The 13,018-nt window shown below is 69.4% G+C and carries 14 protein-coding genes; 5 read left to right on the top strand and 9 right to left on the bottom strand.

All coding sequences use genetic code 11. The features are described from left to right. A partial coding sequence (locus tag ACIY1X_RS19115; RefSeq protein ID WP_399683525.1) for an SEC-C metal-binding domain-containing protein occupies nucleotides 1-1,092 on the top strand: 1,092 nt, incomplete at its 5' end. Between the two features lie 19 nt (nucleotides 1,093-1,111). Here ACIY1X_RS19115 and ACIY1X_RS19110 read toward each other — a convergent pair. Then, nucleotides 1,112-2,062: a LysR family transcriptional regulator gene (locus ACIY1X_RS19110; protein WP_399683522.1), complete on the bottom strand. Its 951-nt coding sequence runs from the start codon at nucleotides 2,060-2,062 to the stop codon at nucleotides 1,112-1,114. A gap of 95 nt (nucleotides 2,063-2,157) precedes the next feature. Between ACIY1X_RS19110 and pobA the strand changes: the two genes are divergently transcribed. The 4 genes from pobA to ACIY1X_RS19090 all read left to right on the top strand — a co-directional run bounded on the left by pobA (nucleotide 2,158) and on the right by ACIY1X_RS19090 (nucleotide 5,967). Continuing rightward, a complete protein-coding gene (gene pobA / locus ACIY1X_RS19105) occupies nucleotides 2,158-3,345 on the top strand; it encodes a 4-hydroxybenzoate 3-monooxygenase (protein ID WP_399683519.1) in 1,188 nt (395 codons plus the stop codon). Nucleotides 3,346-3,449: 104 nt separating this feature from the next. After that, nucleotides 3,450-4,679, top strand: a complete 1,230-nt coding sequence (gene argJ, locus ACIY1X_RS19100; RefSeq protein WP_399683518.1) for a bifunctional glutamate N-acetyltransferase/amino-acid acetyltransferase ArgJ — start codon at nucleotides 3,450-3,452, stop codon at nucleotides 4,677-4,679. 5 nt (nucleotides 4,680-4,684) lie between these two features. Continuing rightward, nucleotides 4,685-5,563: an ATP-binding protein gene (locus ACIY1X_RS19095; protein ID WP_399683516.1), complete on the top strand. Its 879-nt coding sequence runs from the start codon at nucleotides 4,685-4,687 to the stop codon at nucleotides 5,561-5,563. Beyond that, nucleotides 5,560-5,967 (top strand): NUDIX domain-containing protein, encoded by a 408-nt coding sequence (locus ACIY1X_RS19090; protein WP_399683513.1) that lies wholly within the window; start codon nucleotides 5,560-5,562, stop codon nucleotides 5,965-5,967. The genes ACIY1X_RS19095 and ACIY1X_RS19090 overlap by 4 nt, the downstream gene beginning before the upstream one ends. Here ACIY1X_RS19090 and ACIY1X_RS19085 read toward each other — a convergent pair. The 8 genes from ACIY1X_RS19085 to ACIY1X_RS19050 all read right to left on the bottom strand — a co-directional run. Then, nucleotides 5,961-6,197, bottom strand: a complete 237-nt coding sequence (locus tag ACIY1X_RS19085; protein ID WP_038209638.1) for a DNA gyrase inhibitor YacG — start codon at nucleotides 6,195-6,197, stop codon at nucleotides 5,961-5,963. The genes ACIY1X_RS19090 and ACIY1X_RS19085 overlap by 7 nt on opposite strands. Beyond that, entirely contained in the window at nucleotides 6,194-6,949 is a 756-nt protein-coding gene (gene zapD, locus ACIY1X_RS19080; RefSeq protein WP_399683511.1) for a cell division protein ZapD, read from the bottom strand. The genes ACIY1X_RS19085 and zapD overlap by 4 nt, the downstream gene beginning before the upstream one ends. A gap of 36 nt (nucleotides 6,950-6,985) precedes the next feature. After that, a complete protein-coding gene (locus tag ACIY1X_RS19075; RefSeq protein ID WP_399683508.1) occupies nucleotides 6,986-8,011 on the bottom strand; it encodes a hypothetical protein in 1,026 nt (341 codons plus the stop codon). Between the two features lie 6 nt (nucleotides 8,012-8,017). Further along, nucleotides 8,018-9,523, bottom strand: coding sequence for an MBOAT family O-acyltransferase (locus tag ACIY1X_RS19070; RefSeq protein WP_399683505.1), 1,506 nt, complete (start codon nucleotides 9,521-9,523; stop codon nucleotides 8,018-8,020). Between the two features lie 99 nt (nucleotides 9,524-9,622). Then, nucleotides 9,623-10,225, bottom strand: a complete 603-nt coding sequence (gene coaE, locus ACIY1X_RS19065) for a dephospho-CoA kinase (RefSeq protein WP_399683503.1) — start codon at nucleotides 10,223-10,225, stop codon at nucleotides 9,623-9,625. 16 nt (nucleotides 10,226-10,241) lie between these two features. Next, entirely contained in the window at nucleotides 10,242-11,207 is a 966-nt protein-coding gene (locus ACIY1X_RS19060; protein WP_399683502.1) for a prepilin peptidase, read from the bottom strand. After that, nucleotides 11,207-12,430, bottom strand: coding sequence for a type II secretion system F family protein (locus ACIY1X_RS19055; protein WP_399683500.1), 1,224 nt, complete (start codon nucleotides 12,428-12,430; stop codon nucleotides 11,207-11,209). Before ACIY1X_RS19055 ends, ACIY1X_RS19060 begins: the two co-directional genes overlap by 1 nt. A gap of 28 nt (nucleotides 12,431-12,458) precedes the next feature. Continuing rightward, a partial coding sequence (locus ACIY1X_RS19050; protein ID WP_399683499.1) for an ATPase, T2SS/T4P/T4SS family occupies nucleotides 12,459-13,018 on the bottom strand: 560 nt, incomplete at its 5' end.

The following is a 13,018-nucleotide window of genomic DNA, read 5'->3' as shown; positions in this document are numbered from 1 at the left end:
GGCGGCCTGCGCATCATCGCCACCGAGCGCCACGAGTCGCGCCGCATCGACAACCAGCTGCGCGGCCGCTCCGGCCGCCAGGGCGACCCGGGTTCCTCGCGCTTCTACCTGAGCCTGGACGATCCGCTGATGCGCATCTTCGCGGGCGACCGCGTCCGGGCGATCATGGACCGCCTGAAGATGCCCGACGGCGAGGCCATCGAGGCCGGCATCGTCACCCGCAGCATCGAGAGCGCGCAGCGCAAGGTGGAGGCGCGCAACTTCGACATTCGCAAGCAGCTGCTGGAGTACGACGACGTCGCCAACGACCAGCGCAAGGTGATCTACCAGCAGCGCAACGACATCCTCGACGCCAGCGACATGAGCGCGCAGATCGCCGCGCTGCGCGAGGGCTGCTTCACCGACCTGGTGCGCCAGTACGTGCCGGCCGAATCGGTGGAGGAGCAGTGGGACCTGCCCGCGCTGGAGCGCACGTTGTCGGAAGACTGGGGCATCGACCTGCCGCTGGTCAAGGAAGTGGAGGCCGCCACCGCCATGTCCGACGAGGACGTGGTCGAGCGCGTGCTGAAGGCGGCCGACGAGGCCTACAACGCCAAGGTGGCGCTGGTCGGCCAGGAGAACTTCACCCAGTTCGAGCGCATGGTGCTGCTGCAGAGCATCGACACCCACTGGCGCGAGCACCTGGCGGCGCTGGACTACCTGCGCCAGGGCATCCACCTGCGCGGCTACGCGCAGAAGCAGCCGAAGCAGGAATACAAGCGCGAAGCCTTCGAACTCTTCGGCCAGTTGCTCGACTCGGTGAAGAACGAGGTGACGCGCCAGTTGATGAACGTGCGCGTGCAGTCCAGCCAGCAACTGGAGGACGCGGCCGACGCGATGGAAAGCCGCGGCGAGAGCATCTCCAACATCACCTACACCGCGCCCACCGAGACCGGCGAAGCCGAGGTGCGCGTGGACGAAGCCAGCGCCCGGCGCGCGGCGGCGGGCGGCCTGTCGGCCGGTGCCGCGGCCTTCGCCCGCGTGGGCCGCAACGACCCCTGCCCCTGCGGCAGCGGCAAGAAGTACAAGCACTGCCACGGCAAGCTGAGCTGAGGCCGGCGCGCGGGCGCCGTCAAGCGGCGAGCCCGGCCAGCGGCGCGGCGATCCGGGCACACGATTCGCACATCGCCGCGAAGGCCGCGGCCGCCGGCGTCAGCGGTGCGCCGGCGCGGCGCACCACGCCGTTGTGCAGCCGCGGCGCACGCTCCTTCAGGCGCAGCGGCGCGATGCCGCTCCCCAACAGCTCGCGCTGCACCATGACAGCCGGCACCAGCGCCAGCCAGTCGGTCGCGCCCACCAGCGCGGCCACCTGCGTGAACGACTCGCAGCCGGCGGCGACCTTCGGCGGCGGCAGTCCCTGCTCGGCGTGGAAGCGGGTGATCGTGCCGCCGGGGCCGCCGGGCGAGCCGATCAGCACCCATTCGCACGCCGCCAGCTCGCGCAGCGAGCGTGCCGAGGCCGCCGGATGGCCGGGCCGCCCGATGACCACCAGCTCGCTCCTGAACAGCCTGCGTGCCTCCAGGCCCGGCCCCACGCCCTCGTCCGGCAGGGCCGTGACGGCCAACTCGATCACGCCCTGCTGCAGCGCCGGCTGCAGGTGCTCGTAGAAGCCGCTGAGCAGCTTCAGCCGCACGCCGGGGAAGCGCGCATGGAAGTCCGGCACCACGCGCTGCAGCAGCACCGCGGTGGGCGTCGGGCCCAGACCCACCTGCAGCGTGCCGCCTTCGGTGCTGCCGCGCGATTGCAGCGCCTCGTCGCGGATGCGCCCGGTCTCCTGCGCGATCAGTCGCGCGCGGGGCAGCAACTGCCGGCCCGCTGCCGTCAACTGCGCGCCGCGCGTGGAGCGCTCCAGCAGGCGCACGCCCAGGGCCGCCTCCAGCGTCTGCAGGCTGCCGGTGAGCCCGGCCTGCGACACCCCGAGCCCGCGCGCCGCCTGCCGGAAGGAGCCGGACTCCGCCACCGCGAGGAAAGCGCGCAACTGCTGCAGCGTCATCGGGGTGGCGGGTTCGTCGGGCGATCGCATGGGGCGATCATGATAGGGGCGGCGGCAGTTCCATCCAATCGCATGCGTGCCTAAGCTGCCGGCTTTGCCCGCGAGGGTTCGAGGAAAGGAATCGCATGAAGACCCATGTGGCCATCGTCGGCGCCGGCCCGGCCGGCATGCTGCTGGCGGAGCTGCTGCGGCAGTCGGGCGTGGCGTGCGTGGTGATCGAGAAGCACAGCCGCGCGCACGTGCTCTCGCGCATCCGCGCCGGCGTGCTGGAGCCGGGCACGGTCGAGGTGCTGCGCACGCATGGGCTGGCCGAACGGCTGGACCGCGAGGGCCATGCCCACGACGGCATGAAGATCGTGTGGGCCGGGCGCGAGGGCTTCTTCATCGACGTGCGCCGGCACCTGGGCAAGCGCTTCGTCGCCTACGGCCAGACGCAGTTGCAAGAGGATCTCTACGCGGCGGCCGACCGGCACGGCACGGTGGTGATCCACGAGGCCGAGGACGTCGAACTGCACGGCATCGACACGCCGCGGCCGCAGGTGTGCTGGCGCCGGGGCGGCGAGCCGATGCGCCTGGACTGCGACTACATCGCCGGCTGCGACGGCTTCCACGGCGCCTCGCGCCGCGCCATGCCGCGGGACGTGCTGCGCGAGTACGAGAAGGTCTACCCCTTCGGCTGGCTGGGCATCCTCTCGCCCACGCCGCCGCTGCCCGACATCGTGTACGCCAACCACCCCCGCGGCTTCGCGCTCGCGTCCATGCGCAGCCCCACGCTCAGCCGCTACTACGTGCAGGTGCCGCTGGACACGCGCCTCGAGGAGTGGCCCGACGAGCGCTTCTGGGAGGAGCTGAAGGCCCGCTATCCGCGCGAGATGGCCGACGCGATCGTCACCGGCCCGTCGGTCGAGAAGAGCATCGCGCCGCTGCGCAGCTTCGTCGCCGAGCCGATGCGCCACGGGCGGCTGTTCCTCGCCGGCGATGCGGCGCACATCGTGCCGCCCACCGGCGCCAAGGGCCTGAACCTGGCCGTATCGGACGTGTTCTACCTGGCCCGCGCGCTGGCCGCGTTCTACCGCGACGGCCGCAGCACGCTGATCGATGCCTACAGCGAGACGGCGCTGCGGCGCGTGTGGAGCTCGGTGCGCGTGTCCTGGTATCTCACCAACCTGCTGCATCGCTTCCCGGACATGAGCGAGTTCGACCAGCGGGCGCAGGAGCACGAGCTGGCCTACCTGCGCAGCTCGCCGCATGCGCAGGCGGCGCTGGCCGAGCAGTACGCGGGGCTGCCTTTCGAGGATGCGCCGCCGGGCTGACGCGGCGCCTGCGGGCCGAGGGGCGACACCCTAGAATTCCGGGCTCTTCCCGAGAGGCGCATCGCGCCTCGCCGCTCCTCTCCTTCTTCCCGCCGCCGTCCGCCATGCCCGTCCACCTCGCTGCCCCCGATCCCCAGTCCCTGCATCCGGTCGCCGGCTTGCGCATCGGCGTGGCCGAAGCCGGCGTGCGCAAGGCCAACCGCAAGGACCTGACCGTGATGCTGCTCGACGAGGGCGCGGCCGTGGCCGGCGTCTTCACGCAGAACCGCTTCTGCGCCGCGCCGGTGCAGGTGTGCAGGGAGCATCTGGCGCAGAACTTCGGCATCCGCGCCCTGGTGATCAACACCGGCAATGCCAACGCCGGCACCGGCGCCGACGGCCTGGTGCGTGCGCGCTCCACCTGCATCGCGCTGGCACGCCATCTGGAGATCGCGCCCGAGCAGGTGCTGCCTTTCTCGACCGGCGTGATCATGGAGCCGCTGCCCACCGACCGCATCGAGGCGGCGCTGCCCGCCGCGCTGGCCGACGCGGCCGAGGCGAACTGGGCGCGCGCGGCCGAAGGCATCATGACCACCGACACCGTGCCCAAGGCCTTCAGCCGGCAGGTGCAGGTGGGCGGCGCGACCGTCACCATCACCGGCATCAGCAAGGGTGCCGGCATGATCCGGCCCAACATGGCGACGATGCTCGGCTTCCTGGCCACCGATGCGTGCATCGCGCCCGAACTGCTGGCGCCGCTGGCGCGCCGGCTGGCCGACGGCTCCTTCAACCGCGTCACCATCGACGGCGACACCTCCACCAACGATTCCTTCGTCGTCATCGCCACGCAGAAGGCCGGCAACGCGCTGGTCGATGCGCTCGACAGCGCCGACGGCCGCGCCCTGGTGGCGGCGATGGAAGAGGTGGCGCGCCTGCTGGCGCAGGCCATCGTGCGCGACGGGGAGGGGGCGACCAAGTTCATCACCATCCGCGTGGAAGGTGGGCGCGACGCCGCCGAGTGCCGGCAGGTGGCCTATGCGGTCGCACATTCGCCGCTGGTCAAGACGGCCTTCTACGCCAGCGACCCGAACCTGGGCCGCATCCTGGCGGCCGTGGGCTATGCCGGCATCGTGGACCTGGACCAGACCGGCATCGAGCTGCACCTGGACGACGTGCACGTGGCCACCCGCGGCGGCCGGCATCCGGACTACCGGGAAGAGGACGGCCAGCGCGTGATGAAGCAAAGCGAGATCACCGTGCGCATCGGCCTCGGGCGCGGCGACGCGGCCGACACGGTGTGGACCTGCGACCTCAGCCACGACTACGTTTCGATCAACGCCGACTACCGATCCTGAGCCCGATGAACGACAAGTTCGACAAGCTGATCGAGCGCGCCGAGCAGCTCATCACCCGCATCGAATCGATTCTTCCCCAGCCGCTGGCCGCACCGGCCGACTGGGATGCCTCCATCGCCTGGCGCTACCGCCGCCGCAGCTCGGGGCACGGCACGCTGGAGCCGGTGCGCCACGTGGCGGCGATGTCGCTCGACGCGCTCAAGGAGATCGACGTCCAGAAGGAGAAGATCGAGCGCAACACGCGCCAGTTCGTCGAGGGCAAGCCGGCCAACAACGTGCTGCTCACCGGTGCGCGCGGCACCGGCAAGTCCTCGCTGGTGCGCGCCTGCCTGCACGCTTTCGCGCCGCAGGGCCTGCGCCTGATCGAGGTGGACAAGGCCGACCTGACGGACCTGCCCGACATCGTCGAGGTGGTTTCGGGCCGGCCCGAGAAGTTCATCATCTTCAGTGACGACCTGAGCTTCGACGAGGGTGAGCCGGGCTACAAGGCGCTGAAGTCCATCCTCGACGGCTCGGTGGCCGCCTCCACGCCCAACGTGCTGATCTACGCGACCAGCAACCGGCGCCACCTGCTGCCCGAGTACATGAAGGAGAACCTGAGCTACACGCACACGGAGGACGGCGAGGTCCATCCGGGCGAGGTGGTGGAGGAGAAGATCTCGCTGTCCGAGCGCTTCGGGCTGTGGGTGAGCTTCTATCCCTTCACCCAGGCCGAGTACCTGGCCATCGTGGCGCAGTGGCTGTCCTCCTTCGGGCTGGACGCGGCGGCGATCGAGGCGGCGCGGCCCGAGGCGCTGGTCTGGGCGCTGGAGCGCGGCTCGCGCAGCGGCCGGGTGGCCTACCAGTTCGCCCGCGACCGCGCCGGCCGGGGCAGCGCCGCATGACGCGCAAGCACACCGAGGTCGCGGTGGGCATCCTCATCGCGCCGGACGGCGCGCTGCTGCTGAGCACGCGGCCCGAAGGCAAGCCCTATGCGGGCTATTGGGAATTCCCGGGCGGCAAGCTGGAGGCCGGCGAGACGGTCGAGCAAGCGCTGCGCCGCGAATTGCAGGAGGAACTGGGCGTGACGATCGGCAGCACCGAGGTCTGGCGCGTCACCGAGCACGACTACCCGCATGCGCTGGTGCGTCTGCACTGGTGCAAGGTGCGTGAGTGGACGGGCGAGTTCGAGATGCGCGAGGGCCAGGCCATGGCGTGGCAGCAGTTGCCGCTGACGGTCGAGCCCGTGCTGCCGGGCGCCCTGCCGGTGCTCGAGTGGCTGGCCGAGGAGCGCCAGGCGCGCTACTGATGCACCTTCGGATCGCCGAAGGGCTCGTCGTCCGGCGGGCTGTCGGTCGGCATGCGGAACTGTTCGCTGGCCCAGGCGCCCAGGTCGATGCCCTTGCAGCGCGCGCTGCAGAAGGGGCGGTAGGGGTTGGACGGCGCGTAGACGCTGTCCTGCCCGCAGGCGGGGCAGGTGACGGTGCGGGCGGTCGCCGGCGGCTTGCCCGGCGCGCGTGGCGGCTTCGGCGCGTTCATGCGCACAGCGTGAGTTCGAAGGTGGCGTCCTCGGTGCTGGCGTGCAGGCGGTCGTCGGCGTCCTGGCGCATCAGCCGCACCGACACCATGAGGCGGTTGCCGCTGATCTCCGGGATCAGGCCCAGGGCCGGATCGATGCGCAGGCGCAGCAATTGGAAGCTGCGGCCCTGCGGCAGCGTCTGCTGGAACTGGCCGCCGGCGGCGACCACGCGGGTGGGCGTGTCGGTGTCGCGCAGCAGCTTGAGCAGCAGGTGGACGGATTCGGCCAGGGGCGCCAGCGTGGCGGCCCAGCGGTGCAGGTCGGCGCGCCGGACGGCGGCGCTGCGGTGCTGCCAGGCGTAGTAGGCGGGCAGGTCGAACTCGCAGGTGCCGGCCGGGATGCTGGCCCGGCTGCGCACGCTCATCAGCCATTCGTTCTCGGTCAGTGCCTGGCCGGCCTTGCCGGGCACGGTGTTGAGGGTGCCGAAATTGCGCTCCAACTGGCCGATCACGTCGTCCAGCACCGACTGCTGGATGGCCGGGTTGCCGCGGTAGCTGGCCAGCAGGTTCTTGTGCTTGTCCAGGTCGCGCAGCACGTCGGCCTTCAGGTCCGCGCGCGCGGCGACGTCCATCACCTCGAACACCGTCATCAGCGCATAGTGGTGCGACAGGGCCGACTCGCCCGCCACCAGTTCGCCCAGGCGGCGGAACAGGTGCTCGAGCCGCAGGTAGGTCCGGATGCGCTCGTTGAAGGGATATTCGTAGAGGATCACGCGGGTCGGGAGGAGGCCTGTCGGTTCATCATAGCCTCACGGGGTCTTGGCGCCAGGGGCTGGCACACGCTTTTGCACTTCTCCCAGCATGTACTCGCCCAGTGCCAGTTGGCCGTGCATCGACAGGTGCGTGTCGTTGGGAAAGTAGAAATCCATGATGCGGCCGCGCTCGCGCTGGGCAAAGGCGAACAGGTCCGGCCCCAGGCGCTTCTGGCCGAAGGCCTGCACGAAGTCCGCCGAATTGGCCGGGTCGATGTAGACGGTCGTCTTGTTGGGAATGATCATCCACATGATCGGGACACTCGGATGGGCGCGGTTGAAGTCCTCCATCAGCTGCGCGTGCACCGGCGTGAGGGGGCCGTTCTCGTCGTCCTCGGTGAAGAACAGCACCTTGCCGCACGAGCGGTTGCTGAAGTAAGAGCAGCCGTCCTTCACTTCGCGCGCCATGGTGCGGTAGTCGGTGGGCACGTCGCCCGGCGTTTCCATGACCTTGCGGGTGTTGCGGTAGGTCACCCAGCCGGCCGTCAGGGGCGCGCCGGTGTTGAACTGGAAGGCGGGCAGATGCTCCAGCGGCGCCAGGAACACCTCGCGCTTGGCTTCCAGCCTGTTGGGCGTCGCCTTGCACTCGGCGGATTTCTTGACCCGGTCGGCCGTCAGGCGCTCGACGCTCTCGAGGATCACCAGCTTGCCCCGGAAGCCGCCGCGCTGCAGCCAGTCTGCGAAGTCGGCGCACAGTTCGTCGCCGTACTGCCCCCAGAAGGTGGTGGCGACGCGGTAGCCGTTCTTGGCCAGCACCGACTGCCAGCGATGCGTCATCGAGAAGCTGTCGCCGATGACCAGGATGTCGGCCTGGTCGATCGGGCTGCCCAGCAGCAACTCGGCGGGCACCTGCGGCGGCGGCCTGCGCCAGCCGAACTGCGTGTCCGAGACGCGGCCCAGGCGTGTGAGGTCGCCATAGGGCGGGGGCGTGAACAGGGTGATGAGCAGCAGGCCGCAGACGACGGCGAAACCGAGCAGGAAGGTGGTGAGCCAGAGGGCGGCAGGACGCTTGCGGGACGGCATGGCGGCTCAGAACTGGAAATAGAGGAAGGGGCTGAAGTTGCCCAGCTTGGAGACGCTGAAGCCGAAGAGCGTCACCGTCAGCACCGCCATGCCGACGGTGAACAGGCGCGACAGCACGGGCCGGCCCTGCAGCGCCTGCGCCTCGGGCACCCAGCGCACCAGCGAGATGGCGGGCGGGAGTGCCAGGCAGATGAACAGGCCCGCGATCATCGTCTGGTAGAACTCGTTCTTGCGCAGCAGCGGCATCGTCTCGTAGGCCTCCTTGAAGGCCGTGAGCGGCGCGCCGTTGAGGCCCAGCATGCCTTCGTAGATGCGCATCGCCGCGCCGGTGCTCTCGGCGCGGAAGACCACCCAGGCGACCATCACGCACACGAAGGTCAACAGCCAGCCGAACACCCGGCCGATGCGGCTGCGCGGTGCCTTCGCGTCGCGGCGGAGCAGGGCGTTCCAGAAGTGGTTGACGATCAGGAAGGCGCCGTGCAGGGCGCCCCAGATGACGAAGGTCCACGCCGCCCCGTGCCACAGGCCGCCCAGCAGCATGGTCAGGAACAGATTGATGTGGCGCCGCGCCGGGCCCTTGCGGTTGCCGCCCAGCGGGATGTAGAGGTAGTCGCGCAGGAAGGTGGACAGCGAGATGTGCCAGCGGCGCCAGAACTCGATGATGCTGGTGGACTTGTAGGGCGAGTCGAAGTTCAGCGGCAGCCGGATGCCGAAGCACAGCGACAGGCCGATGGCCATGTCGGAATAGCCGGAGAAGTCGAAGTAGATCTGCAGCGTGTAGGCCAGCACGCCGAACCACGCCGTGAACAGGCCCGGCGCCACGCCCTGGTGGGCGCCGTGGAAGACCAGGTCCGCATACTGGCCCACGGGGTCGGCGACGAGCAGCTTCTTGGCCAGCCCGAAGCTGAAGATCGCCAGGCCCTGCGCGATGTGGTCCGCGTTCATGCGGTAGGTCGCCTGGTTGGCGAACTGCGGCATCATCTGCGCGTGGTGCAGCACCGGCCCAGCGATCAGGTGCGGGAAGTAGGTGACGAAGAGCACGTAGTGCACGAAGCTGCGCTCGCGCACCTTGCCTTGCCAGCAGTCGACCAGGAAGGCGATCTGCGTGAAGGTGTAGAAGGAGATGCCGATCGGCAGCAGCAGGTGCGGCATCGGCAGCGGCGCGATGCCTGCAGCGGCCAGGCCCTCGTTGACGTTGCCGACGAAGAAGTCGGCGTACTTGAAGATGCCCAGCACCACCAGGTTCACGGTGAGCGCCAGCACCAGCATGCGTTTGCGGCCCGCGTCGCTGCGGCCCGGCTGCGGCGTGAGCTGCAGGCCGAACCAGTAGTTGATGCAGATCGACGCCAGCAGCAGCGGCATCGCCTCGATGCTCCACCAGCCGTAGAAGAACAGCGACGCCAGGGCCAGGAAGCCAGCGGCCGCCCGGGTGCTGCGCCATCCCACGAGGAAGAACCCGAAAAGGACGATCGGGAAGAAGGCGAAGATGAACGCGTAGGAATTGAACAGCATCGTGTGCGGCGGAGCGGAGGCGCCGCGCAGCAGCCGGCGCGGCCTGTCTTCGTTCTTGTGGCGCCTGCCTCCCTGCGGGGAGGGGCGGGCAGCCGGCGATTATCGCAAGCCTTCGCCGAGCCACCGCTGGTGCAGAGCCCGCACGTCGGCGCGGAGTTCCTCCAGGGGGATGCCGTCGTTGAAGAGCACGGCATCGGCGGCAGCGCGGCGCGCGCTGCGGTCGGCCTGCTGCGCGATCACCGCCTGCACGATCTCGGGCTGCCAGCCCGAGCGGGCGATGACGCGCTCCAGCTGGGTGGCCTCGCTGGCATCGACCACCACCACCCGGTCGACCAGCCGCCGCCAGCGGCCCGACTCCACCAGCAGCGGTACGTCGAACACCACGCCGGGACCGGCCGCGGCGGCGGCCTGGCGCTCGCATTCCTGGCCGATCAGCGGATGGAGGATGGCTTCGAGGCGGCCCTTGGCGGCCGGGTCGGCGAAGACGATCTCGCGCATCCGCGCCCGGTCCAGCGCGCCCTGCGCATCGAGCGTCGTCGGCCCGAACGCCTGGGCGATGGCCGGCAGGGCGGCGCCGCCCGCCGCGGTGAGCGCGCGGGCGATCGCGTCGGTGTCGACCACGGTCACGCCCAGTTCGCGCCAGAGCATCGAGACGGTGCTCTTGCCGCTGCCGATGCCGCCGGTCAGGCCGATGCGCCGCATGGCGATACCGTGCCGCTCAGCGCAGCAGCCCGCCGAGCGGGAAGGCGAAGGGCACCCACTCGCGCACCGCGGCCGGGCCGATCACCAGGCACACCAGGCCGGCGCCGGCCAGGAAGGGGCCGAAGGAGATGGGGATGTCCTTGTGGGCCAGCCTGCCCGCCAGCAGCAGGAGGCCGCCCAGGATGGCACCGACTAGCGAGGAGACGAGCACGATGGCGATGAGGAAGTCCGCCCCCAGCCAGGCGCCGAGCGCGGCCAGCAGCTTGAAGTCGCCGTAGCCCATGCCTTCCTTGCCGGTGACGAGGCGATAGCCGTGGAACACCAGCCACAGGGCGAGGTAGCCGAAGACCGCGCCCCACAGGGCGGACGAGAGCGGTATGCCCGTCCACCCCGCGGCGGCGCCGATGAGGCCGAGCCACAGCAGCGGGTAGTTGAGCGAATCCGGCAGCAGCTGAGTATCGAGGTCGATGGCGAACTGGCACACCAGCAGGGCGGCGAAGGCGGCCCACAGCGCGCCCGTGACCGTCAGTCCGAAGCGCCAGGCGCACAGGGCGAAGAGCAGGCCGGTCGCCAGTTCGACCAGGGGGTAGCGCCAGCCGATGCCCGTCCGGCAGCCGCTGCAGCGGCCACGCAGCGCCAGGTAGCTCAGCAGCGGGATGTTCTCGTACCAGCGGATCCGGTGGCCGCAGTGCCCGCAACGGGAGGCCGGGCGCGCCAGCCCGAGCGGCGGCAGGCCGTCCACCTGCGCCAGCCCGTCGTCGGCCGCCTGCACCAGCGGCTTCGGCTGCGCGGACCCGGTGCCGAACACCAGTTGCCACAGCGTGGGCGTGTCCTGCGACGAGGAGAGGTTGGCCAGGGCATCGGTCAGCCAGCCCCGGTACATCATCAGCGGAACGCGATGGATCACCACGTTCAGGAAACTCCCGATGAGCAGGCCCAGGACGCCGCCGGCGGCAGCATCGATCCAACGCAGTTCCTGCATCAGACCACTTGGCCGAGCTTGAAGATCGGCAGGTACATCGACACCACGATACCGCCGATGACCACCCCCAGGATGACGATGATGATGGGCTCCATCAGGCTGGACAGGCCGGCGACCATGTCGTCGACCTCCTGCTCGTAGAAGTCGGCCGCCTTGCCCAGCATGTGGTCGATGGAGCCGGATTCCTCGCCGATGGCCGTCATCTGCAGCACCATCGAGGGGAACAGGTTCGCGTTGGTCATCGCCGTCGTCAGGCTGGTGCCGGTGGACACCTCCTGCTGGATCTTCTCCGTGGCATCCGAGTACACGGTGTTGCCGGAGGCGCCGCCCACCGAATCCAGGGCCTCCACCAGCGGCACGCCGGCGGCGAACATCGTGGAAAGCGTGCGCGTCCAGCGCGCCACGCAGGACTTGTCGATGAGTGCGCCGAAGATCGGCAGCCTCAGCAGCAGGCGGTCCATGAAGCGCTGCACCTTCTCATTGCGCTTCCAGGCCTGCAGAAAGAAGTAGCCGCCACCGATCAGCACACCGAAGATCAGCCACCAGTAATCGACAAAAAACTCGCTCATGCCGATGACGAACAACGTGGGTGCGGGCAGATCGGCGCCGAAGGAAGTGAACACCTGTTTGAACGCCGGGATGACGAAGATCATGATGATCGCCACCACCACGAAGGCCACCACGATCACCGCCGTCGGATACATCAGCGCGGACTTGATCTTGGACTTGATCGCCTCCGTCTTCTCCATGTAGGTGGCCAGACGATCGAGCAGGTCTTCCAGGATGCCGGCCGCCTCGCCCGCTTCCACCAGGTTGCAGTAGAGGCTGTCGAAGTACTTGGGAAACTTGCGGAACGCGGCCGATAGCGAGGAGCCCGTCTCCACGTCGGTGCGGATGTCGTTGAGCAGGCGCGTCACGTTGGCATTCGCATTGCCCCGGCCCACGATGTCGAAGGCCTGCAGCAGTGGCACGCCCGCCTTCATCATCGTGGCCAGCTGCCGGGTGAAGATGGCGATGTCCTTGGGCTTGATGGCCTTGCCCGAGCGCGTGCGCCGCTTCTTGACCTTGGTGGTGAGGACGCCCTGGCGGCGCAGCGAAGCCTGCACCTGGTTCTCGCCGGCAGCGCGCATTTCGCCGCGGACGATCTTGCCGTTGCGGTCGCGGCCTTCCCACTCGTAGATGGTTTCCCGCGTGTTGTTCCTGGTCTGGGCGGCCGTGGCCATGCGAATCTCCGGTGCGGCGTTGTGGGTCTTATTCGTTGGTCACGCCAACCACTTCTTCCAGGGAGGTCAGGCCCTGCATCACCTTCTGCAGGCCCGACTGGCGCAGCGACCGCACGCCCTCGCGCTCCGCCTGCACGGCGATGTCCATCGCGCTGCCGTCGCGCAGGATGATCTTCTGGATCTCCTCGCTGATGGGCATGACCTGGTAGATGCCGACCCGCCCCTTGTAGCCGCCGCTGCAGGCCGAGCAGCCCACCGGCTTGTAGGGCTTCCAGGTGCCGTCGAGTTGCGACTCCTGGAAGCCGGCATCCAGCAGCGCCTGCCTGGGAATGTCCAGCGCCGGCGCCTTGCAGCTCGTGCACAGGCGGCGGGCCAGGCGCTGCGCGGTGATCAGGATTACGCTCGACGCAATATTGAAGGGCGCGATGCCCATGTTGCGCATCCGCGTGAGCGTGGTCGGCGCGTCGTTGGTGTGCAGGGTCGAGAGCACCAGGTGGCCCGTCTGGGCCGCCTTGATGGCGATGTCGGCGGTCTCCAGGTCGCGGATTTCGCCCACCATGATGATGTCCGGATCCTGCCGCAGGAAGG

The sequence above is a fragment of the Xenophilus sp. genome (assembly GCF_044462705.1).
Lineage (GTDB): Bacteria > Pseudomonadota > Gammaproteobacteria > Burkholderiales > Burkholderiaceae_C > Xenophilus > Xenophilus azovorans.
This window is presented reverse-complemented; position numbering and strand designations above follow the sequence as displayed.

Bases quoted from the DNA above. Each gene is read 5' to 3' on its own strand.
- ACIY1X_RS19075 (WP_399683508.1), bottom strand. From the start codon at position 8,011: ATGCCGTCCCGCAAGCGTCCTGCCGCCCTCTGGCTCACCACCTTCCTG.
- ACIY1X_RS19110 (WP_399683522.1), bottom strand. From the start codon at position 2,062: ATGCGATCGCCCGACGAACCCGCCACCCCGATGACGCTGCAGCAGTTG.
- ACIY1X_RS19090 (WP_399683513.1), top strand. From the start codon at position 5,560: ATGACGCGCAAGCACACCGAGGTCGCGGTGGGCATCCTCATCGCGCCG.
- pobA (WP_399683519.1), top strand. From the start codon at position 2,158: ATGAAGACCCATGTGGCCATCGTCGGCGCCGGCCCGGCCGGCATGCTG.
- ACIY1X_RS19060 (WP_399683502.1), bottom strand. From the start codon at position 11,207: ATGCAGGAACTGCGTTGGATCGATGCTGCCGCCGGCGGCGTCCTGGGC.
- argJ (WP_399683518.1), top strand. From the start codon at position 3,450: ATGCCCGTCCACCTCGCTGCCCCCGATCCCCAGTCCCTGCATCCGGTC.
- ACIY1X_RS19095 (WP_399683516.1), top strand. From the start codon at position 4,685: ATGAACGACAAGTTCGACAAGCTGATCGAGCGCGCCGAGCAGCTCATC.
- ACIY1X_RS19070 (WP_399683505.1), bottom strand. From the start codon at position 9,523: ATGCTGTTCAATTCCTACGCGTTCATCTTCGCCTTCTTCCCGATCGTC.
- coaE (WP_399683503.1), bottom strand. From the start codon at position 10,225: ATGCGGCGCATCGGCCTGACCGGCGGCATCGGCAGCGGCAAGAGCACC.
- ACIY1X_RS19085 (WP_038209638.1), bottom strand. From the start codon at position 6,197: ATGAACGCGCCGAAGCCGCCACGCGCGCCGGGCAAGCCGCCGGCGACC.
- ACIY1X_RS19055 (WP_399683500.1), bottom strand. From the start codon at position 12,430: ATGGCCACGGCCGCCCAGACCAGGAACAACACGCGGGAAACCATCTAC.